The following is an 18,949-nucleotide window of genomic DNA, read 5'->3' on the forward strand; positions in this document are numbered from 1 at the left end:
GGAAGCGGGTGGCGCCCCGGCTACGTCAGCGACCGCAGCACCAGCGTCCGGATCAGTTGGAATTGACGCGCTCTCGCCGCCCGATCCTCGATATGGTTGAGCAGGACCACCGCGAGATCCTCCCGCGGATCGGCCCACCAGTAGGTGCCCGGCGCGCCCGGCCATGTGACCTCGCCCGGGCTGCCCACCGCCGGAGCCCCGCCCGGCCCGCGCACGGCCAGTCCGAGACCGAAGCCGTAGCCGCGCGACCAGTCCGCCATGGTCTCCAGGCGTTGCGTATCCGTCCGCGGGTCGAGCTGATCGGTGGTCATCAGCTCCACCGTCTTGCGCCCGAGCACCCGCGTGGCACCCAATTGCCCCGCACCGAGCAGCATCTGGGCGAAGCGCAGATAATCGGTGGCGGTGCCGTACAGTCCGGAACCGCCGTGATCGAAGCGCACATGCGACCGATCCCGTATCCGCGGCCGCGCGAGGCGATCGGAATGCCCTTCGGGCACAGCGAATGTGGTGTCGTGCATGCCCAGCGGGTCGAGAATCCGTTCGCGCAGGAAGGCGTGCAGGGTTGTGCCGCAGAGGCGTTCGATGATCAATCCGGTGAGGTCGAACCCCAGGCCGTAATGCCACTCGGCACCGGGCTGGTGGAGCAGGGGCAGGCGAGCGAGCCGATCGATGAACTCCTGGCCGGTGTGGCCGGATACGCCGTCGCCGACGGCCTCGGCATAGAGCCGATGCACCGGCGTCGTGCCCAGCAGGCCCTCGATGATGCCGCTGGTGTGCCGCAACAGGTCGTACACCTGCGGCGGGCGCGCCGGATCGACCAGCTTCATCGCGTCGGTGACGGGGTCGACGACGGCGACCTGCTGATCGGCGAATTCGGGTAAGTGCTCGGCCAGCGGATCGGTCAGCAGCAGCCTGCCCTGCTCGTACAGGGTCAATGCACCGGCGGCCACGACCGGTTTGGTCATCGACGCGATCCAGAACAGCGTGTCGGTCGTCATCGGGACACCCGCCGCGGCATCGCGGTATCCGACGGCCCGCAGATGGGCGAGTCTGCCCGCGCGGGCGATCGCCACCACCGCGCCGGGCATCCGGCCTGCGGTGACTTCGTCGGTCAGGGCCTCGTCGAGGATACGCAGCCGGGCCGAGGACAGGCCCACGTCCTCGGGGTCGGCAGGTGCGAGAACATCATGGTGTGATTGCGAACCCATGCCCCGAAGCTACTGCGTGGCGCCGGATGGCCTGGTGAGAGCGGCGTAGCGGGCGATGTGGAGATCGGTTGGGCCCCATTCGTTCTCGATGGCGGTGAGGCGTTTGAAGTAGTGGCCGACGGCCAGCTCCTCGGTCATACCCATCGCGCCGTGTAGCTGGACCGCGTGCTGGCCGAGGAAGCGGGCCGCGCGGCCGATGGTGGCCTTGGCGGCGGCCGCGGCGCGGGCCCGGTCCGCGGGTGCCGCGTCCAGTTTCAGCGTGACGAGATAGGTTGCGGCGATCGCCTGTTCGAGTTCCAGATGCATATCGACCATGCGGTGCTGCAGGATCTGGAAGCTCGCGATCGGAACACCGAACTGCTGGCGCTGCTTGGCATAGTCGACGGTGTCGGCCAGCACCCGGCGCATCGCGCCGACCGCCTCGGCGGCCAGGGCGGCGATCGCCTCGTCGGTGGCGGCGGCGAGCGAGTCCTGGGCCGCCCCTTCGGTTCCCAGCAGCGCGTCCGCGGGCAGGCGCACGGAGTCGAGGACGATATCGGCGGCCCGGCGCTCGTCGATGGTGCGATACGGGTGCTGGGTCAGGCCCGCGGTATCGGCGTCGACGACGAACAGCGACAGGCCCTCGGGGGTCCGGGCGGTGATCAGCAGATGCGTCGCCAGCGGCGCGCTCGTCACGACGATCTTCGTGCCGTCGAGCACCCACGAATCACCCTCGCGCCGTGCGGTGGTCGCGACGCGGGTCAGGTCGTAGCCCGAATCCGCCTCCAGCGCGGCCAGAGCCGTGATCACCGTGCCGGATGTGATGCCCCGCACCAGTGTTTCGGCCCGCGCGCCACCGGCGCGGCGCAGCAGACCGGCGCCCACCACGACGGTGTCGATATACGGCTCGACCACCAGCGCACCGCCCAGCGCCTCGGCGATGATCATCGTCTCGACCGCGCCACCGCCGAATCCTCCGGCGCTTTCGGGCAGGCTCGCGCCGAGGATGCCCACCTCCTCGGCGAAGGCGCGCCAGATCTCCGGTTGCCAGCCCGCGCCCACGCGGGCCGCGGCGCGGCTCTTCTCCAGGTCGTAGCGGGCCGCCAGGAAGTCGGTGACGGTGGCGCGCAGCAGCTGTTGTTCGGCGGTCGGTTCGAAGTCCATCTCACAGTCCCAGGGTTGCCTTGGCGATGATGTTGCGCTGAATCTCGTTGCTACCGGCGTAGATCGAGCCCGCGCGATCGTTGAGGTAGCGCAGCGGGGCGACCGCCTGCCAGTCCGCGCCGCCGAGGTAGCCGTCGGCGGGCGGGCGGTGATCGGCGACGGGGCCGCCGGGCATGGCGGCATGCGGCTGATACATCCGGCCGCGCGGACCGGCCGCCTCGAGGGTGAGTTCGGTGAGCCGCTGGCTCAATTCGGTGCCGAGGATCTTCAGCGTCGAGGCCGCCGGGCCGGGATCGCGGCCGTGCGAGATCGCCGACATGGTGCGGTATTCCAGGATCTCCAGCACATCGGCGCGGATACGGGCGTCGGCGAGTTTGGCCGAGAAGGCCGGATCATCCAGCAGCGCACGGCCGTTCGGGCCCGCCACCTCGCCCGCCTGGGTCGCGAGGGCCTCGGCCATGACCTGCAGCGTGGGACCGTATGCGGCGCCGCCGCGTTCGAAGTTCAGCAGATACTTCGCGACGGTCCAGCCGTCGTCGATGCGGCCCAGGACATTGGCCTTGGGCACGCGCACCTGATCGAAGAAGACCTGATTCTGTACCTGCTCGCCGGAGGTCATGACCAGCGGACGGACACCGATGCCGGGCGTGTCCATCGGAATCAACACGAACGTGATGCCCTGCTGCTTGCGGGCCAGCCGCGACGTGCGGACCAGGCAGAAGATCCAATTCGCTTCCGTCGCATGGGTTGTCCAGATCTTACTGCCGGTGCAGACCAGATCGTCACCGTCGTCGACGGCCGCCATGCTCAGCGAGGCCAGATCCGATCCGGCCTCCGGTTCGGAATAGCCCTGGCAGAAGAACACCTCGCCGGTGAGGATGCGCGGCAGGAAGGACGCCTTCTGTTCGTCGGTGCCGAAGGCGATGATGGCGTGTGCGACCATCCGAATCCCCATCGGCGACAGCATCGGAGCGCCCGCGCGCGTGGACTCCCGATCGAAGATGTAGTGCTGGGCCATGCTCCAGTCGCAGCCGCCGTGCTCGACCGGCCAGGCGGGCGCCGCCCAGCCGCGCGCGTGCAGGATCCGCTGCCATTCCATGCTCGCCTCGTGATCGGGATACACGCTCGTGGCGAGTCGCCCGGCGCGGCGCAGTTCGGGGGTCAGGTTCTCGTCCAGGAAGCGCCGAACCTCATCGCGAAACGCCAGATCGGTGGGCGACCAGTCCAGATCCACGGGAAACTCCTTGTGGGGTTATTTGGGCTCTACCTTCTCATTCACTCATGCATGAACGCAAATGGTCGTTAACTTAGAGGTCCGAGGATTGACATTCCACATTGGAGGTATAACCTTGTTATCGAATTCTATAGTGGAGTGTCGACAGGACGTGATCATGGACATCTCGACCGGTACCCGGGTCTCCGACGCCGAGCGGCAGCGCGTGGCGGATCTGTTGGCCCGCAGTGTGGGTGAGGGGCGGATCGATCTGGGGGAGTACGACGAGCGCCTGACGCGGGTGTATGCCGCTGTGACACAGGACGATCTGCGCATCGTCGTCGCGGATCTGCCGAAAGCGGCTGTGCCGACCCGGAATTCGACGACCACCACGGCACGCATCCCGCTCTGGCAGCGCATCGAGGGCGGCGCGTGGCTGGCGGTGGGGGTGGTGAATCTGCTGATCTGGGCGGCCGTCTCGCTCGGTGTGGGCGAACTCGTCTACTTCTGGCCCGTCTGGGTCATCGGCCCGTGGGGTGCGGTGCTGGTGTTCCGCATGGTCGCGGGCTGGGAAACGCGTGCGACACGCCCAATTCGGGCACATTACCGATGAATCTGCCGTAGCCGCTTGCGAACTGGGGCGGTCTGTGCGGAACAATAGTGGCCCATGACCGCATCCCGAGTGTTCCGTTCGTTGTTGCGCGCCGCGCCCGCGGTGCTCATCGCCGTGATCGCCGCGGCCACCTTCGCCGTGGCCGGCGGGGTCGCGAGCGCCCAGGCGCCGGGTATCCCCGGGCTGCCCAGCTTCTCGCACCGCCTGGAGATCCAGCCCGGCCAGAGCCAGTACACCGGCAGCGTCACCGAGGGCAAGACCGACGGCTACGCCATCGCGGCCGGGGGCGGGCTGAACCTGCATCTCGAGGTCGCCTCGCCGAACAACAACGCCCGGCTCTCGGTCGCCCCGCTGATCGGACCGATGATCGCGACCGAGGCGCCCACCGCCGATTTCCTCACCAACGGCACGGATTATCAGGTGCAGGTGGTCTCCGCCGACGGCAGCGCCGCCGACTACACCCTGACCGTCAAGGCCGACCCGGCCGCCTGAGCGCGAACCCGCCGGGTGAACAGGTTCGCCCGGCATACTCGGGGCAACGCCCCTGGACGAGGTAGCCTGGCGGACTGTGCACCTGAAGAGTCTGACGCTGAAGGGCTTCAAATCCTTCGCGTCCGCGACGACACTGCGCCTGGAACCGGGCATCACCTGTGTGGTGGGCCCCAACGGTTCGGGCAAATCGAACGTCGTCGACGCCCTCACCTGGGTGATGGGTGAGCAGGGCGCGAAGGCCTTGCGCGGCGGCAAGATGCAGGACGTCATCTTCGCCGGTACCGCGGGCCGCGCGCCGCTCGGTCGTGCCGAGGTGACGCTGACCATCGATAACTCCGACGGCGCATTGCCCATCGACTACGCCGAGGTGTCGATCACCCGGCGCATGTTCCGCGATGGCGCGGGCGAATACGAGATCAACGGCAACACCTGCCGCCTCATGGATGTGCAGGAGTTGCTATCGGATTCGGGCATCGGCCGGGAGATGCACGTCATCGTCGGCCAGGGGCAGCTGTCGGCGATTCTGGAATCGCGTCCCGAGGACCGTCGCGCCTTCATCGAAGAGGCCGCCGGTGTGCTCAAGCATCGCAAGCGCAAGGAGAAGGCGGTCCGCAAGCTGGAGGCCATGCAGGCCAATCTGGCTCGCCTCACCGACCTCACCACCGAACTGCGCCGCCAGCTCAAACCGCTGGGCCGCCAGGCCGAGGTGGCCCGCCGCGCCGCGACCGTCCAGGCCGATCTGCGCGATGCCCGGCTGCGCCTGGCCGCCGATGATCTGGTCGGCCGCCGCCGCGAGCTGGAGAGCCAGCAGAGCAAGGAGGCCTACGCGCGTGAGCAGCAGATCACTGTCCACACCGAACTCGACGCGGCCAATGCCGCGCTGGCGCAACAGGAATTCCAGCTCTCGCGCCTGACGCCGAGCGCCGAGGCCGCCGCGCAGACCTGGTTCCAGCTGTCGGCACTGGTGGAGCGCGTCAATGCCACCATCCGGATCGCGCGCGACCGCGCCCGCAACCTGACCATCGAGCAACCCACCGGCACCGGCCGCGATCCCGAACAGCTCGAGGCCGAGGCCGCGCGGGTGGAGGCCGAGGAGGCCGAACTGCTCGAGGCCGTCGAGATCGCCACGGCCACACTCGAGGCCGCGCGCGAGCAGCTGTACGAGCGCGAGCACGCGGCCAAGGCGGCCGAACAGGCGCATTTGGCGGCGGTGCGGGCCATCGCCGATCGCCGCGAGGGTTTGGCCCGGCTCTCGGGTCAGGTCGACAATCTGCGCCACCGCGCCCAGTCGGCGGATACCGAGATCGCCCGGCTGTCGACCTCGTTGGCCGAGGCCCGGCAGCGCGGCGAGGCCGCCGAGGCCGAATTCGAGTCCGTCCAAACGGAATTGAACGAACTCGACGCGGGCGAGGAGAGCCTCGACGAGGCCTACGAACACGCCGCCCAGGCATTGCAGCTGGCCGACGAGCGGGTCACCGAACTGCGCGAGCGCGACCGCGAGGCCAGTAAGAAGGTCGCCTCGCTGACCGCCCGCATCGAGGCGCTGACCATGGGCCTGGCCCGCAAGGACGGCGGTGCGTGGCTGCTCGAACATCGCGCGGACGGTCTGCTCGGCCCGCTGTCGGGGCTGCTGCGCGTGCATCCGGGCTATGAGGCCGCGGCCGCCGCGGCGCTGGGTCCGCTCGCGGATGCCATTGCCGCCGAATCGGATTCGACCGCGCGGGCGGCGATGCTGGCCATCAAGGAGGCCGACGGCGGTCGCGCGGCGCTGGTCTTCGGCGGCGCCGATCGCATGGATCGGGGCGGGCGGGCCGCGCTGCCGGGGGGCGCGCGCTGGCTGGCCGATGTCGTCGACTGTCCGGAGAATCTGCGGGGCGCCATCACCGCGCTGACCGGCGCGACGGCCGTGGTCGAGGATCTGTCCACCGCGGCGGAGGTTCTCGCGGCCCAACCCGATCTGCGCATCGTCACCCGCGACGGCGATCTGACCGGCACCGGCTGGCTGCTCGGCGGCTCCGATCGCGCGCCCAGTCAGCTCGAGATCCAGGCCGATATCGATGCCGCGAAGGCGGAACTGGATTCGTGGCAGCGCCGAGCCGAGGAGCTCGAGGCGGCACTGGCCGGGGCGCTGGCCGAGCAGACCGATCGCAAGGATGCCGCCGATCAGGCGCTGCTGGCGCTGCACGAATCCGATCAGGCGTTGGTGGGCATCTACGACCGGCTCGGCCGCGTCGGCGATACCGCGCGCACCGCGCAGAAGGAATGTGAGCGGCTGATCGGCCAGCGGTCCGACGCGGAGATCGCCCGCGACGAGAATCTGGCGAAGCTGGCCGAACTCGAGGATCGGCTGCGGCATATCGAATCCGAACAGTCGCAACTGGATTCGGACTCCGACGCCGGGACCGAGACCGCCGGACAGGAGCGCGAGGAGGCCGCGGCCGCACTCGCGGAGGCCCGCTCCATGGAGGTGGAGGCGCGGCTGACGGTGCGCACCTCCGAGGAACGCGCGGAATCGGTTCGGGGCAAGGCGGATTCGCTGCGCCGCGCCGCCCGGGCCGAGCGCGAATCCCGCGCCCGCGCCGAGCGCGCCCAGTCCGCGCGCCGCAGGGCCGCGGAAGTGGCTGCGGCCGTTGCCGATTCGGCCGAACGCGTCGCCGCCGAATTGCACGGGGTGGTCGCCCAGGCCGCGACCCGCCGCGACGAACTGGTTCGCCGTCGCACCGAATGCGCCGCACAGGTCGATCAGGTCAAGGAGCGGGCGCGCGCGCTGACCGCTCAGCTGACGCAGCTGACCGATGCGGTGCACCGCGACGAGGTGGCCCGCGCCGAGGCGGCGCTGCGCATCGAACAGCTCGAGCACACCATCAGCGAGCAGTTCGGCCTCGCGCTCGACGATCTGATCGCCGAATACGGCCCGGATGTGCCGATGCCGCCGTCCGCCCTGGAGATTCAGGAATACGAGCAGGCCCGCGAGCGCGGCGATGAGGTCAGCGAACCGCGCCCGATGCCCTACGACCGCGCCACCCAGGAGCGCCGGGCCAAGCGCGCCGAGAAGGATCTCACCACCCTCGGCAAGGTCAATCCCCTTGCGCTGGAGGAGTTCTCGGCCCTCGAGGAGCGCTACACCTTCCTGTCGACCCAGCTCGAGGACGTCAAGAAGGCCCGCCAGGATCTGCTGGACGTGGTCTCGGAGGTGGACGCGCGCATCCTGCAGGTGTTCACCGAGGCCTACGAGGATGTGGAACGCGAATTCGTCGGGGTCTTCGAGAAGCTGTTCCCCGGCGGCGAGGGCCGGCTGCTGCTGACCGATCCGAGTGACATGCTCACCACCGGTATCGAGGTGGAGGCGCGACCGCCGGGTAAGAAGGTCAAGCGGCTGTCGCTGCTGTCGGGTGGGGAGAAGTCGCTGACCGCGGTGGCCCTGCTGGTGGCGATCTTCCGCGCCCGCCCCTCCCCGTTCTACGTGATGGACGAGGTCGAAGCGGCGCTCGACGATACCAACCTGCGTCGGCTCATCGGCCTGTTCGAGCAGCTGCGCGAGAAGTCACAGCTGATCGTCATCACCCATCAGAAGCCGACCATGGAGATCGCCGACGCGCTCTACGGGGTGAGCATGCGCGGTGACGGCATCACTCAGGTCATCTCGCAGCGACTGCGCGGTGAGAATCTGGTGGGCGCCCCGCGCTGAGGCGCCGCGCGGTCAGCGCTTGGGTGCGGGCAGCTGTTCGGGAAGTACGGTGCAGTGCCGGACGGTTCCGGATACGCCGGGCAGCGGTACGGGTTTCGTCCACCCGCCGAGCAGGTCGGCGGTGACGCTGTCGCTGTAGAGATAGCTGCCCTGGGTGGGATCGGTGAGATCGTAGGCGTCCAGGTAGATCCGCCACCGGCCGTCGGGGAGTTGGATCACGCACTGCCCCTCGCGTGGTTCCCCGGCGTCCTTATCCGGTCCGCCCCAGCCCGCCCAGTTGCCGGTCCGCTGGAACGTGTAGGGACCCTCGGGGGATTCGGCGGTCGCGACCTCGACGTTCTTGGTCGATTCGTTCTTGAGGAACGCGTAGTAACGGTTCTGGGACAGCTTGATGGTGATGTCGATGTACCCGAGCGTTCCGTCGGCGGGGGTGATCCCACGCAGTGGCGTCGGTGCCCTCCACTGATCCTGGGTCAGTGTCTGCCTCGTCGCGGTCATGATGTGCGGCTGGAAGTTCGGGCCGACGTTGATCGCCAGCAGGACGTTCACATTGCGTTTGCCGTCGATGAACCACGTCGGAGCCCACGCGTTCTGGACGTCGTCGATGGGAATCGTGTAGTCGTACATCCAATTCCAGGTGATTCGATCGGTGCTGCGCGCGAATCCGATGGTGTCGCGATTCCATCCGGTGGTGTACGTCAGGTAGTACGTGCCGTCGACGTGGCGGAAGACGCTGGGGTCGCGGCACAGACTCTTGCCGGGCGGCTCCGTTGTGCCGGGTGGGGGTGGCTCGTTCGGCGACGCCGTCAGGTCCGCGTTCGGCGGCCGATAGTGCGCACCCGGGAGCTCGGTGAAGTTCACCCCATCCGTCGACTGATAGACGTACATGTCGATCTGGCTGCTGTTGGTGAAGGCCGTCATCGTGTACCGCAACGGCGTACCAGTGGCCCCCGCGTTCCCGGATGTCATAACACTCAACGGTAACCCCGCCGCGATGGCGAGCATGGATCTGCGGGACAGCAGGCTCGACCTCATCCGCCGATTAAACAGTGCGGCAACGCTGAAGGGTTGCTGACACGCGATGCCCGGTCGAGAAGCCGACCGTGACTACGATCCGGGCTTCACGCCGATCGCGCCGACCGTATCGAAGTAGGTCGCCGAGGTGTCCTCCTCCGGATCGGGCCGCCAGCACGGCACCCGGACCAGCCCCGGCTCGACGAGCTCGAAACCGTCGAACAGCTCGGTGATTTCGTCGAGGGCCCGCATGACCAGCGGCGTGGGCGTCTGCTTACTCATCTCGAGGGTGTCGGCGAGTTCCTGTTCGGGCCAATCGGCGCTGGTCATATGCGAGATCACCAGCACGCTGCCCGGGGCGAGCCGATCGCGCAGGGCGGCCAGCATCGCATGCGGATCGGCGGTGTCGGGAATGTAGTGCAGCAGCGCGACGAGCAGCACGGCCACCGGCTTGCCGAAGTCGAGCCGTTCGTACACCTCGGGATCGGCGATGATGGCGTCCAGGTCGCGGGCGTCGGCGCGAATGGCCGTGGCCCAGGGGATCTCGGCGAGGATGCGCCGGCTCATGACGACCGCCACCGGATCGATATCGGTGTACACCACGCGGGCATCGATATCGAGATCGGCCAGGATCTCGTGCACATTGCCGGCGGTCGGGATGCCCGAACCGATATCGAGGAACTGGTCGATACCCCGTTCGGCGCAGAAGATGACCGCGCGCCGCAGGAAGGCCCGGTTGGTCCAGGCGGAGCGCAGGCTGTGCGGCCATCGCCTGCGGCCCTGTTCGGCCAGCTCACGGTCGACACTGAAGTTGTGTGAGCCGCCCAGGGCGTAGTCGTAGATGCGAGCGATGCTCGGCACGGTAGGGTCGATATCGTCGCTGGCCCAATCCGGTAGCAGCGGTGGGGTATCGAAGATTTCGGACATGGGGCCAACCACTCCACGGGAATTCGTCGTACACAGGCCGACTATGCGGCAGGCTTACCCTACCCGCTGATGGTCAAATGTCCATTCCGTCCGGAACCAACCGCGGGCGCCGATCCGGCACGGTGCGGAACCGACATTCGTGATTCGGCGTCGCGGTGGTCCACGGACGGGTGTGGTGTCCGAATCGTGTCATTCGACGAGCAGCGTCTTCGGCTGCGCGGCACCGGTTTCGGTGGGCCGGGCCGCGAACGTGCGCGGGCCGGGACGGATTGCGCGGATCGCCGGAATATCGGCATGCCACCCCCTATCCTGACGCGACCGGCCCCGGACCCTCTGCGCCCCAGTGGCTTTCGCGTTCGAACGAGGCGATGTCACTGGACACGATCCGCTCGACGCCGCCGTGGCGGAGGCGTCGCCGCGCTAGGCTGGCGGCCGTGCGAACGTTCGTGTGGGAGGGGATCGACGAGCCGCGGATGGAGATCGTGCATGTCGACGGGGTGGGTCGTGCGCGCGGTGCCCAGATCGGGCTCGTCTACGAATTGCGTTGGTGGCTGGAGGGTTCGGAGCTGACCGTGGACGTCGGTGACGGGGCGGTGCGGCACGAACTGGACGGCGCGGACTTCTTCGATCTACAGCACAGCGCGTACTTCAACTCGTTGCCCGTGTTGCGGGACGGGCTGTTGCGTACGCGAGAAACCCGGGACTACACGATGCGCTTCGTCACCGTCCCGGGCACGACCGCACGCCTTGCGCCGCAGCGGTATCGGGCCGACGGGGACGGGACGGTGCACTTCAGCACGGGGGACTATCAGGCGCGGATCGACTTCGATCACGAGGGTTTCGTGGTGTTGTATCACGACTATCTGCGTCGATTGCATCCCTGATCGCGGGCATCCGGACCACGCCCGAGGTGAGGTCCACGATCGGGTCGTCGCCGGAGATGCGGTCGTCGACCTTGGCGATCGCGATCCATTCCTTGTGTTCGTGTACATGCCTGCGGGACGGGGCGAACAGCTCGTCGATCACACTCGGCCGAACGCCCGGCTCCCGGGGTCTTCGCCCCCGCCGAAAACTCACCTCATCGAAGGTACGCCCGCAGCGGATCAGAGCAGGTCGCTGACGTCGTCGGGGACATCCACCGCGTATTTGCGCAGCGTCTCCATCGGAATCACCTCGAGCGCGTTCTCGTGGGTCGCCGCCAGGACCACCGGCGCGGCCACGCCGTCCTCGTGCGCGTGCAACCACCGCACCGCCACCACACACCATCGGTCACCGGGCTGCAGGCCGGGGAAGTTGTTCTCCGGGCGCGGGGTGATCAGATCGTTGCCGATCGACTTCTGGTGCTCCAGGAACTCCTGGGTCACGACCGTGCACACCGTGTGGCTGCCCAGGTCCTCCGGGCCGGTGCTGCAGCATCCGTCCCGATAGAAGCCGGTGAGAGGATCGGTGCCACACTCCTCTAACGGTCCCCCAAGCACATTTCGATCGGTCACGTCGCCGATCCTATTGTCTCTGTGTTGGATTCGCCGCGCCTTGGGCAGCGTGGTGTCCAGAGGGCGGGAAAACTACGCTCGAAGCCATGCGGATTGCCTTCGGAACCGACGAGTCGACCGAGCTGACCCGGCATGTTCGCCGATGGCTGAGCGAACAGGGTCATGAACTGGTGATCATCGGCGAGGACATCGCCTGGCCGGAGGTCGGCCGCGGGGTCGGCGAGGCCGTCGCCGGCGGGCACGCCGACCGCGGCGTGGCGTGCTGCTGGACCGGCACCGGCGTCTCGATCGCGGCCAACAAGGTCGCCGGCGTACGGGCCGCGCTGTGCACCGACCGATTCACCGCCGAGGGCGCCCGCAAATGGAACGACGCCAATGTCCTGGCCTTCGGCCTGCGCCTGACCTCACCGACGGTCGCCGAGGAGATGCTCGACGCCTTCCTCACCACCGCCCCCGACGAATCCGAGGCCGCCAACTTCGGTCGGCTCGCCTGACTTCCTCCCGCTATTCCCGGCATGCCTCCCTCCTCTGTTCCTTGGCGTGCTCCCTTTTTCTGTTCCCCGGCAGGCTTCGTCCTTCCTTCTGTTCCCGGCGTGCTTCCTACCTCTGTTCCCGGCGTGCTTCCTACCTCTGCTCCCGACATCTTCCGACCTCTGTTCCCGACATCTTCCGACCTCTGTTCCCGGCATGCTTTTCGCCGGGACGCCGCAGCGCGGCGTGCCGCAGACCACGTCGGGTGGTTCTGACAGGATGGGGCCGTGACTGCGCAAGCTTGGATTCTGATCGCCGCGATCGCCGCCGTGCTGGTGGTGGCGTTCGTATCCGGATTCGTTCTGTACAAACGCCGCCGGGTCACCCTGACTCCGGCCGCTCCCGATAAGGAGCTGACCGACCGGTCGGGCGGGTATTCGGCGGCCGGAGGATTCAACTTCAGTCAGGGCGGGGCCGCGACGTCGACGCTGACCCCGCCGAAGGAACCCGAACCGGTCCCGATCGAGCGGACCGACGACGAGGGTCAGCCGCATATCGGCGACGATGCGGCGATCCCGCGGGATTCGACGCGGCGGACCATCACCGATGTCCGGCTGCCCGAGGCCGATATCGAGGAGGTCCCGGCCGAGGCCGCACCCGTCGAGGAGGCCGCGCCCGCCGAAGCGGAAGTGCCCGCCGCGCCCGCGGAATCGGCTCCGGTCGAGGTCCCCGCCGAAACCGCTACTCCCGCACCGCGACTCGAGGAGATCGAGCCCACCAGCGGCCGCCTGATCCGCCTGCGCGGGCGGCTGGCCCGCTCCCAGAACGCCGTCGGCAAGAGCCTGCTCGGCCTGCTCGGCGGCGGCGATCTGGACGAGGATTCGTGGGAGGAGATCGAGGACACCCTCGTCATGGCCGATCTCGGCACGGCGAGTACCACCGCGGTCGTCGATCGACTCCGCGAGGAGCTGGCCGCGCGCACGGTGCGCACCCCCGAACAGGCCCGCCAGGTGCTGCGCGATGTGCTGATCGAGGCGCTGCGGCCGGAACTGGATCGATCGATCCGGGCGTTGCCGCATGACGATCACCCATCGATCCTGCTGGTCGTCGGCGTCAACGGCACCGGAAAGACCACGACCACGGGCAAATTGGCGCGCGTGCTGGTCGCCGACGGCCGCCGCGTGCTGCTGGGCGCGGCCGACACCTTCCGCGCCGCGGCGGCAGATCAGCTGCAGACCTGGGGCGAGCGGGTCGGCGCGGAGACCGTGCGCGGGCGCGAGGCCGCCGATCCGGCGTCGGTCGCCTTCGACGCGGTCAGCACCGGAATCACCGACGGCGTCGACGTCGTACTCATTGATACCGCGGGGCGCCTGCACACCAAGACCGGCCTGATGGACGAGCTGGGCAAGGTCAAGCGGGTGGTGGAGAAGAAGGCGGCCGTGGACGAGGTGCTGCTGGTCCTCGACGCGACCGTCGGCCAGAACGGTCTCACTCAGGCCCGGGTCTTCGCCGAGGTCGTCGACATCACCGGTGTGGTGCTGACCAAACTCGACGGAACGGCCAAGGGCGGCATCGTCTTCCAGGTTCAGCACGAACTCGGCGTGCCGGTGAAACTGGTCGGTCTGGGCGAGGGCGCCGACGATCTGGCGCCGTTCGAACCGGGCGCGTTCGTCGACGCGCTGCTGGGCTGACCACCGTTCCACAGCGGACGTTCACGGTATATCCGCATCCGGGCAGTATTCTCACCAGGAAATACAAACCGCTCGGGAGAGCGGGGAAACAAGGATGCAACACCGAGGTCAAATCCGTTCACGCAGGTGAAACATCGCAGCGGCACGGACGAAACACCGAATCGCGAACCTTCTGTGCAGGCTCGTCGCCGTAGTTCTGGGCGGGCCCGAGATGAGGAGGAACAAGGTGGCGTATCCCTTGGTCGGTGTCCCGGACACCGGTGATACCGCATGGATGCTGGCGAGCTCCGCGCTCGTCCTGCTGATGACACCAGGGCTGGCGTTCTTCTACGGCGGCATGGTTCGCTCGAAGAACGTGCTCAACATGATCATGATGTCCATCTCCGCGATGGGTATCGTGGGCGTGCTCTGGGCGATCTACGGATTCTCCGAGGCCTTCGGCAACAACAAGTTCGGGGTCATCGGTAACCCCGCGCAGTTCTTCGGACTGAAGGGCCTGATGGGCGGCAACGCCGCCAAGGCGGTGGCGGCCGATCCATCCACCGGCGTCGCGGCCGTCCCCGGAACCGACATTCCGCTGGCGGGCACGATCCCGATGACGGTCTTCGTCGCCTTCCAGCTGATGTTCGCCATCATCACGGTGGCCCTCATCTCGGGTGCGGTCGCCGACCGCCTCAAGTTCCGCGCCTGGCTGATCTTCGCCGCGGTCTGGGCGACCCTCGTGTACTTCCCGGTGGCGCACTGGGTCTTCGACTTCGACGTCAAGGACGCCGCGGGCAACGTCGTGCACACCGGCGGCTGGATCGCCAACAAGCTGCAGGCCATCGACTTCGCGGGCGGCACCGCGGTGCATATCAACGCCGGCGCCGCGGGCCTGGCGCTCTGTCTGGTGCTCGGTCGGCGCAAGGGCTGGCCGACCACCGCGATGCGTCCGCACAACCTGCCCTTCGTCATGCTCGGCGCCGGTCTGCTGTGGTTCGGCTGGTTCGGATTCAACGCCGGATCCGCGGTCAGCTCCAACGGCCTGGCCGGTTCCACCTTCCTCACCACCACCTTCGCCACCGCCGCCGCCATGCTGGGCTGGCTGCTGGTGGAGAAGCTCCGCGACGGACACGCGACCAGCCTCGGCGCGGCCTCGGGCATCGTGGCGGGTCTGGTCGCCATCACCCCGTCCTGTTCGTCGGTGAATGTGCTGGGCGCGTTGGTGATCGGCGCGGTCGCCGGGGCCCTGTGCGCGCTGGCGGTCGGGCTGAAATTCAAGCTCGGCTTCGACGACTCGCTCGACGTGGTCGGTGTGCACCTGGTCGGCGGTGTCATCGGTACCCTCATGATCGGTCTGTTCCTCACGCCGGAGTCCGGTGCGTCGGCGGCCCTGAATGGAGCCAAGGGCCTGTTCTACGGCGGCGGCTTCAGTCAGTTGGGTAAGCAGGCGGTCGGCGCGTTCACCGTGCTGGCCTTCTCGTTCATCATGTCGTTGATCATCGCTTACGTCATCAAGTTCACCGTCGGTGTACGCCCCTCCGAGGAGGAGGAGTTCGAGGGTATGGACGAATCGGCGCATGCTGAAACGGCATACGATTTCGCTGCTGTGGGTGGCACGGCACGTACCGCCGTCAAGGAGGCATGACGAACATGAAACTCATCACTGCGATCGTCAAACCGTTCACGCTCGAGGACGTCAAGTCCGGTCTCGAGCAGGCGGGTGTGCTGGGCATGACGGTCAGCGAGGTTCAGGGCTACGGACGGCAGAAGGGCCACACCGAGGTCTACCGCGGCGCCGAGTACTCCGTCGATTTCGTGCCCAAGGTCCGGGTCGAGGTGGTCGTGGACGATGCCTCCGTGGAGAAGGTGGTCGAGGTCATCGTCGAGGCCGCCCGTACCGGCAAGATCGGTGACGGCAAGGTCTGGGTCACCCCGGTCGACTCGGTCATCCGGGTTCGCACCGGTGAACGCGGTGCCGACGCTCTGTAGGAGAGAACAGCAGAACAAGTCGAGCGGCGGCCCCGCCCCCGACCGGAGTCCGGTCGGGGGCGGGGCCGCCCACATTTCATGGGTGGTGGGTTGTGGGCAAGCAGCAGGCGAAAGACGAATCATTGGGCGGGGCAAAGGATCTGGTGCGCGCGCGGGATCAACTGCTGAAGGGTGGGGATACCCGCCATCCGCGGTTGGACGCCGAGGCCCTGCGCCAGGCCCTGGTCGATCTGTACGAGCTGTGGCTCACCACCAAGGGGGCCGAGTTCGGTATCACCCGCGACAGCGGATTGGCCGTGGTCGCGGTCGGCGGGCTGGGCCGCAGGGAGATGTTGCCGTATTCGGATCTGGATCTGATGCTGCTGCACGACGATATCGATCCCGAGCGGGTCGCGGAGGTCGCCGACAAGCTGTGGTATCCGCTCTGGGACGCGCACATCAAACTCGACCACAGCGTGCGCACGGTCCCGCAGGCGCTGCGGGTGGCCGCGGGGGATCTGACCGCAGGACTCGCCATGCTTGAGGCCCGTCATATCGTGGGCGACGCCGAACTGAGCAACCTGCTGATCGGCGGCGTGCGCCGGGAATGGCGCACCGGAATCCGTTCGCGCTTCGGCGAATTGGTGGAACAGGCCGAAACGCGCTGGAAGCGCAACGGCGAGATCGCGCACCGCGCCGAACCCGATCTGAAGTATGGGCGCGGCGGCCTGCGCGATATCCAGCTGCTCGACGCCCTGGCCATCGCCCAGCTGACCGATGCCATGCCCGGTCTCGGACCGGATGTGCCGGGCGGCGGCCTCGAACACGCGCACCGGCGACTGCTCGACGTGCGCACCGAACTGCATCGCGTCGCCGGGCGCGCCCGCGATCAGCTGCGCGCGCAGGACGCCGACGAGATCGGCTCGGCCCTGCGCATCGGCGATCGGTTCGATCTGGCCCGCACCCTCAGCGATGCCGCGCGCACGGTCGGCTATTCGGTCGATGTCGGATTGCGCACGGCCGCAAACGCTCTGCCCCGGCGCGGGCTGGCGCGGCTGCGCCGCATGCCGGTGCGGCGACCGCTCGACGAGGGCGTGGTCGAACACGGCGGTGAGGTCGTGCTGGCCCGCGACGCACGACCGCAGAAGGATCCCGGACTGATCCTGCGGGTGGCCTCGGCCTCGGCGCAGAGCGGACTGCCGATGGCCGCGACCACGCTCAATCGCCTGTCCGAGGACGCGCCCGAACTGCGCGAACCGTGGCCGCGCGAGGCGCTCAACGATCTGCTCGTGCTGCTGGGCACGGGTCGTAGCGCCATCGCCGCGGTCGAGGCGCTGGATCGAACGGGCCTGTGGGGCAGGCTGTTTCCGGAATGGGGCGCGGTGCGCGATCTGCCGCCGCGCGATCCGATGCACATCTGGACCGTGGACCGGCATCTGGTGGAGACGGTGGCCTACGCCAGTGCGCTCAGCACGCGGGTGGCCCGGCCGGATCTGCTGCTGCTGGGCGCGCTGCTGCACGATATCGGCAAGGGGCGCCCGGAGGATCACAGCGTCGTGGGCGCGGAGCTGGCCACCCGGATCGGCCGCCGGCTGGGGCTGTGGCCCTCGGATGTGCTCACCCTCAGCGCCATCGTCCGGCATCATCTGCTGTTGCCCGACACCGCGACCCGTCGCGATCTGGCCGATCCGCAGACCGTGCGGATGGTCGTCGACACCCTCGAAGGCGATGCGCAGCTGCTCGAGCTGCTGCACACCCTGGCCGAGGCCGATTCGCTGGCCACGGGCCCGGGCGTATGGGGTGATTGGAAGGCCTCGCTGATCCGGGATCTGGTGCGCCGCTGCGGCCTGGCGATGGCGGGTGAGCAACTGCCGCAACCGGATCCGATCGATCCGGAACTGCTGGAGAAGGCCGAGGCGGGCGGGGTGCATGTGGAACTGCGGCCCGGCGAGGGGCGCTACACCCATATCGTCACGGTGATCGCGCCCGACACCCCGGGCCTGCTGTCGGATGCGGCGGGCGTGCTGGCGCTGCACTCACTGCGGGTGCTGTCGGCCTCGCTGGGCGCCGCAGGGCCCTCGGCGATCGATACCTTCGTCGTCACACCGAAATTCGGCGATCCACCGGATGCGGGCCTGCTGCGTCAGGAGCTGATCAGGGCGATCAACGGTGATCTGGATCTGGCGGCCGTGCTGGCCAAGAAGGAACGTGACGCCGCGTCGCGGCCCAGCCCCTACGCCCAGGCCGCGCCGCGAATCAAGTGGAGCGACACCACGATTCGGGGTCAGGTGCTGTTGGAGTTGCGCGCCGAGGATCGCATCGGACTGCTGAGCCGGCTCGCGGCCATATTGGCCGGGGCCGGCGCCGATGTCCGCTGGGCCCGGGTCGTGACCATGGGCGCGGCCGTGGTCGACTCGTTCTGCCTGGATTTCGGCGCGACCGATACCCTCGAGCGACGGGCCGAGATCGAGGCGGCGCTGCTGGCGGTGGTTCCGCATCCCGAGCCGAAGAAACCGACCGAAACGGACAGTCGAACAGGGTCCGATGAGAATTACTGATCGGTAGCCCCGGCGCATAGTTGCTGGCAAACCTGTCGTTTGCTGGTTAACCAGATCGTTGCGAGTGATCTGCGATTACATATGTCGCGTGCACTGTTCCCCACTCTAATATCAGATTCGTCCGAGCTTCGCAGTGCTGGTAGAGCGTGAGGGAGCGGGATCGGTGGCCATCGAAGTCGTCGCCTCGTCGATCATGACCAGCGATAGGACCGAACATATCGCGCGCTGTGTCGGGGGCGATCGCTGGGTGGTGTCCTGGCTACCCGGGCGGACCCTTTCCGGACGGCAGGCGGTCACCGCGATGACCATCGCCTCGACGGTCGGCGATCACGAGGAGATCAGCGAGGTGGAGTGGTCGCGCCTGGACGGCATGGCGCTGGAATTGGGGCTCACCGCGCGCGAGGCGGTGGGAATGGTGGCCTCGGAGAACCGCGATATTCGCCAGGCGCCCCGGCCTCGGCGGCGCGTGCTGGAGTAGGCCCCGTACC

General features: G+C 68.1%; 16 protein-coding genes. 10 read left to right on the forward strand and 6 right to left on the reverse strand.

Annotated features, from left to right (window positions below; genetic code table 11):
* Window positions 1–20: 20 nt before the first annotated feature.
* The 3 genes from ACIA76_RS41430 to ACIA76_RS41440 are packed head-to-tail and all read right to left on the reverse strand — an operon-like array spanning window position 21 to window position 3,585.
* Window positions 21–1,208 carry a serine hydrolase domain-containing protein gene (locus ACIA76_RS41430; RefSeq protein ID WP_397160722.1) on the reverse strand — a complete coding sequence of 396 codons (1,188 nt, stop codon included), beginning with the start codon at window positions 1,206–1,208 and terminating at the stop codon, window positions 21–23.
* Between the two features lie 9 nt (window positions 1,209–1,217).
* Window positions 1,218–2,351 (reverse strand): acyl-CoA dehydrogenase family protein, encoded by a 1,134-nt coding sequence (locus ACIA76_RS41435; RefSeq protein ID WP_397160724.1) that lies wholly within the window; start codon window positions 2,349–2,351, stop codon window positions 1,218–1,220.
* Window position 2,352: 1 nt separating this feature from the next.
* The gene (locus ACIA76_RS41440; RefSeq protein WP_397160726.1) at window positions 2,353–3,585 is read right to left on the reverse strand and encodes an acyl-CoA dehydrogenase family protein; all 1,233 of its coding nucleotides are present in this window, start codon (window positions 3,583–3,585) and stop codon (window positions 2,353–2,355) included.
* A 157-nt stretch (window positions 3,586–3,742) separates the two neighbouring features.
* On the opposite strand from ACIA76_RS41440, the gene ACIA76_RS41445 reads away from it, so the two are divergent.
* From ACIA76_RS41445 to smc, 3 genes are all read left to right on the forward strand, one after another.
* On the forward strand, window positions 3,743–4,177 hold the full coding sequence (locus tag ACIA76_RS41445; RefSeq protein WP_397160728.1) for a DUF1707 domain-containing protein: 435 nt from the start codon (window positions 3,743–3,745) through the stop codon (window positions 4,175–4,177).
* A 54-nt stretch (window positions 4,178–4,231) separates the two neighbouring features.
* Window positions 4,232–4,669, forward strand: coding sequence for a hypothetical protein (locus tag ACIA76_RS41450; RefSeq protein WP_397160729.1), 438 nt, complete (start codon window positions 4,232–4,234; stop codon window positions 4,667–4,669).
* Between the two features lie 76 nt (window positions 4,670–4,745).
* Entirely contained in the window at window positions 4,746–8,357 is a 3,612-nt protein-coding gene (smc, locus tag ACIA76_RS41455; RefSeq protein WP_397160731.1) for a chromosome segregation protein SMC, read from the forward strand.
* Between the two features lie 12 nt (window positions 8,358–8,369).
* Here the strand turns inward: smc and ACIA76_RS41460 are convergent, their stop codons facing one another.
* A complete protein-coding gene (locus ACIA76_RS41460; RefSeq protein ID WP_397160733.1) occupies window positions 8,370–9,326 on the reverse strand; it encodes a glycoside hydrolase in 957 nt (318 codons plus the stop codon).
* A gap of 138 nt (window positions 9,327–9,464) precedes the next feature.
* A complete protein-coding gene (locus ACIA76_RS41465; RefSeq protein ID WP_397160734.1) occupies window positions 9,465–10,298 on the reverse strand; it encodes an SAM-dependent methyltransferase in 834 nt (277 codons plus the stop codon).
* A gap of 434 nt (window positions 10,299–10,732) precedes the next feature.
* Here ACIA76_RS41465 and ACIA76_RS41470 point away from each other — a divergent pair, with 434 nt between their 5' ends.
* Window positions 10,733–11,182 carry a putative glycolipid-binding domain-containing protein gene (locus ACIA76_RS41470; RefSeq protein ID WP_397160736.1) on the forward strand — a complete coding sequence of 150 codons (450 nt, stop codon included), beginning with the start codon at window positions 10,733–10,735 and terminating at the stop codon, window positions 11,180–11,182.
* A 219-nt stretch (window positions 11,183–11,401) separates the two neighbouring features.
* On the opposite strand, the gene ACIA76_RS41475 is transcribed toward ACIA76_RS41470, so the two are convergent.
* A complete protein-coding gene (locus tag ACIA76_RS41475; protein ID WP_067998201.1) occupies window positions 11,402–11,791 on the reverse strand; it encodes a DUF2237 family protein in 390 nt (129 codons plus the stop codon).
* Between the two features lie 86 nt (window positions 11,792–11,877).
* Between ACIA76_RS41475 and ACIA76_RS41480 the strand changes: the two genes are divergently transcribed.
* The 6 genes from ACIA76_RS41480 (at window position 11,878) to ACIA76_RS41505 (ending at window position 18,939) form a co-directional block, all read left to right on the forward strand.
* Window positions 11,878–12,285 (forward strand): RpiB/LacA/LacB family sugar-phosphate isomerase, encoded by a 408-nt coding sequence (locus tag ACIA76_RS41480; protein ID WP_397160738.1) that lies wholly within the window; start codon window positions 11,878–11,880, stop codon window positions 12,283–12,285.
* Between the two features lie 264 nt (window positions 12,286–12,549).
* The gene (gene ftsY, locus ACIA76_RS41485) at window positions 12,550–13,953 is read left to right on the forward strand and encodes a signal recognition particle-docking protein FtsY (protein ID WP_397160739.1); all 1,404 of its coding nucleotides are present in this window, start codon (window positions 12,550–12,552) and stop codon (window positions 13,951–13,953) included.
* Window positions 13,954–14,164: 211 nt separating this feature from the next.
* Window positions 14,165–15,580, forward strand: a complete 1,416-nt coding sequence (locus tag ACIA76_RS41490) for an ammonium transporter (protein ID WP_397160741.1) — start codon at window positions 14,165–14,167, stop codon at window positions 15,578–15,580.
* Window positions 15,581–15,585: 5 nt separating this feature from the next.
* The gene (locus ACIA76_RS41495) at window positions 15,586–15,924 is read left to right on the forward strand and encodes a P-II family nitrogen regulator (RefSeq protein WP_397160743.1); all 339 of its coding nucleotides are present in this window, start codon (window positions 15,586–15,588) and stop codon (window positions 15,922–15,924) included.
* A gap of 92 nt (window positions 15,925–16,016) precedes the next feature.
* Window positions 16,017–18,461 (forward strand): [protein-PII] uridylyltransferase, encoded by a 2,445-nt coding sequence (locus ACIA76_RS41500; RefSeq protein WP_397160745.1) that lies wholly within the window; start codon window positions 16,017–16,019, stop codon window positions 18,459–18,461.
* A 163-nt stretch (window positions 18,462–18,624) separates the two neighbouring features.
* The gene (locus ACIA76_RS41505; protein WP_397160747.1) at window positions 18,625–18,939 is read left to right on the forward strand and encodes a hypothetical protein; all 315 of its coding nucleotides are present in this window, start codon (window positions 18,625–18,627) and stop codon (window positions 18,937–18,939) included.
* The last annotated feature ends 10 nt before the right edge of the window (window positions 18,940–18,949 follow it).

This window comes from Nocardia sp. NPDC051570 (genome assembly GCF_044454005.1).
Lineage (GTDB): Bacteria > Actinomycetota > Actinomycetes > Mycobacteriales > Mycobacteriaceae > Nocardia.

What these genes read in the sequence shown, in the direction of transcription:
- ACIA76_RS41430 (WP_397160722.1), bottom strand. Translation starts at nt 1,208, where the DNA reads ATGGGTTCGCAATCACACCATGATGTTCTCGCACCTGCCGACCCCGAG.
- ACIA76_RS41435 (WP_397160724.1), bottom strand. Translation starts at nt 2,351, where the DNA reads ATGGACTTCGAACCGACCGCCGAACAACAGCTGCTGCGCGCCACCGTC.
- ACIA76_RS41445 (WP_397160728.1), top strand. Translation starts at nt 3,743, where the DNA reads ATGGACATCTCGACCGGTACCCGGGTCTCCGACGCCGAGCGGCAGCGC.
- ACIA76_RS41450 (WP_397160729.1), top strand. Translation starts at nt 4,232, where the DNA reads ATGACCGCATCCCGAGTGTTCCGTTCGTTGTTGCGCGCCGCGCCCGCG.
- ACIA76_RS41460 (WP_397160733.1), bottom strand. Translation starts at nt 9,326, where the DNA reads ATGACATCCGGGAACGCGGGGGCCACTGGTACGCCGTTGCGGTACACG.
- ACIA76_RS41465 (WP_397160734.1), bottom strand. Translation starts at nt 10,298, where the DNA reads ATGTCCGAAATCTTCGATACCCCACCGCTGCTACCGGATTGGGCCAGC.
- ACIA76_RS41480 (WP_397160738.1), top strand. Translation starts at nt 11,878, where the DNA reads ATGCGGATTGCCTTCGGAACCGACGAGTCGACCGAGCTGACCCGGCAT.
- ACIA76_RS41490 (WP_397160741.1), top strand. Translation starts at nt 14,165, where the DNA reads ATGAGGAGGAACAAGGTGGCGTATCCCTTGGTCGGTGTCCCGGACACC.
- ACIA76_RS41495 (WP_397160743.1), top strand. Translation starts at nt 15,586, where the DNA reads ATGAAACTCATCACTGCGATCGTCAAACCGTTCACGCTCGAGGACGTC.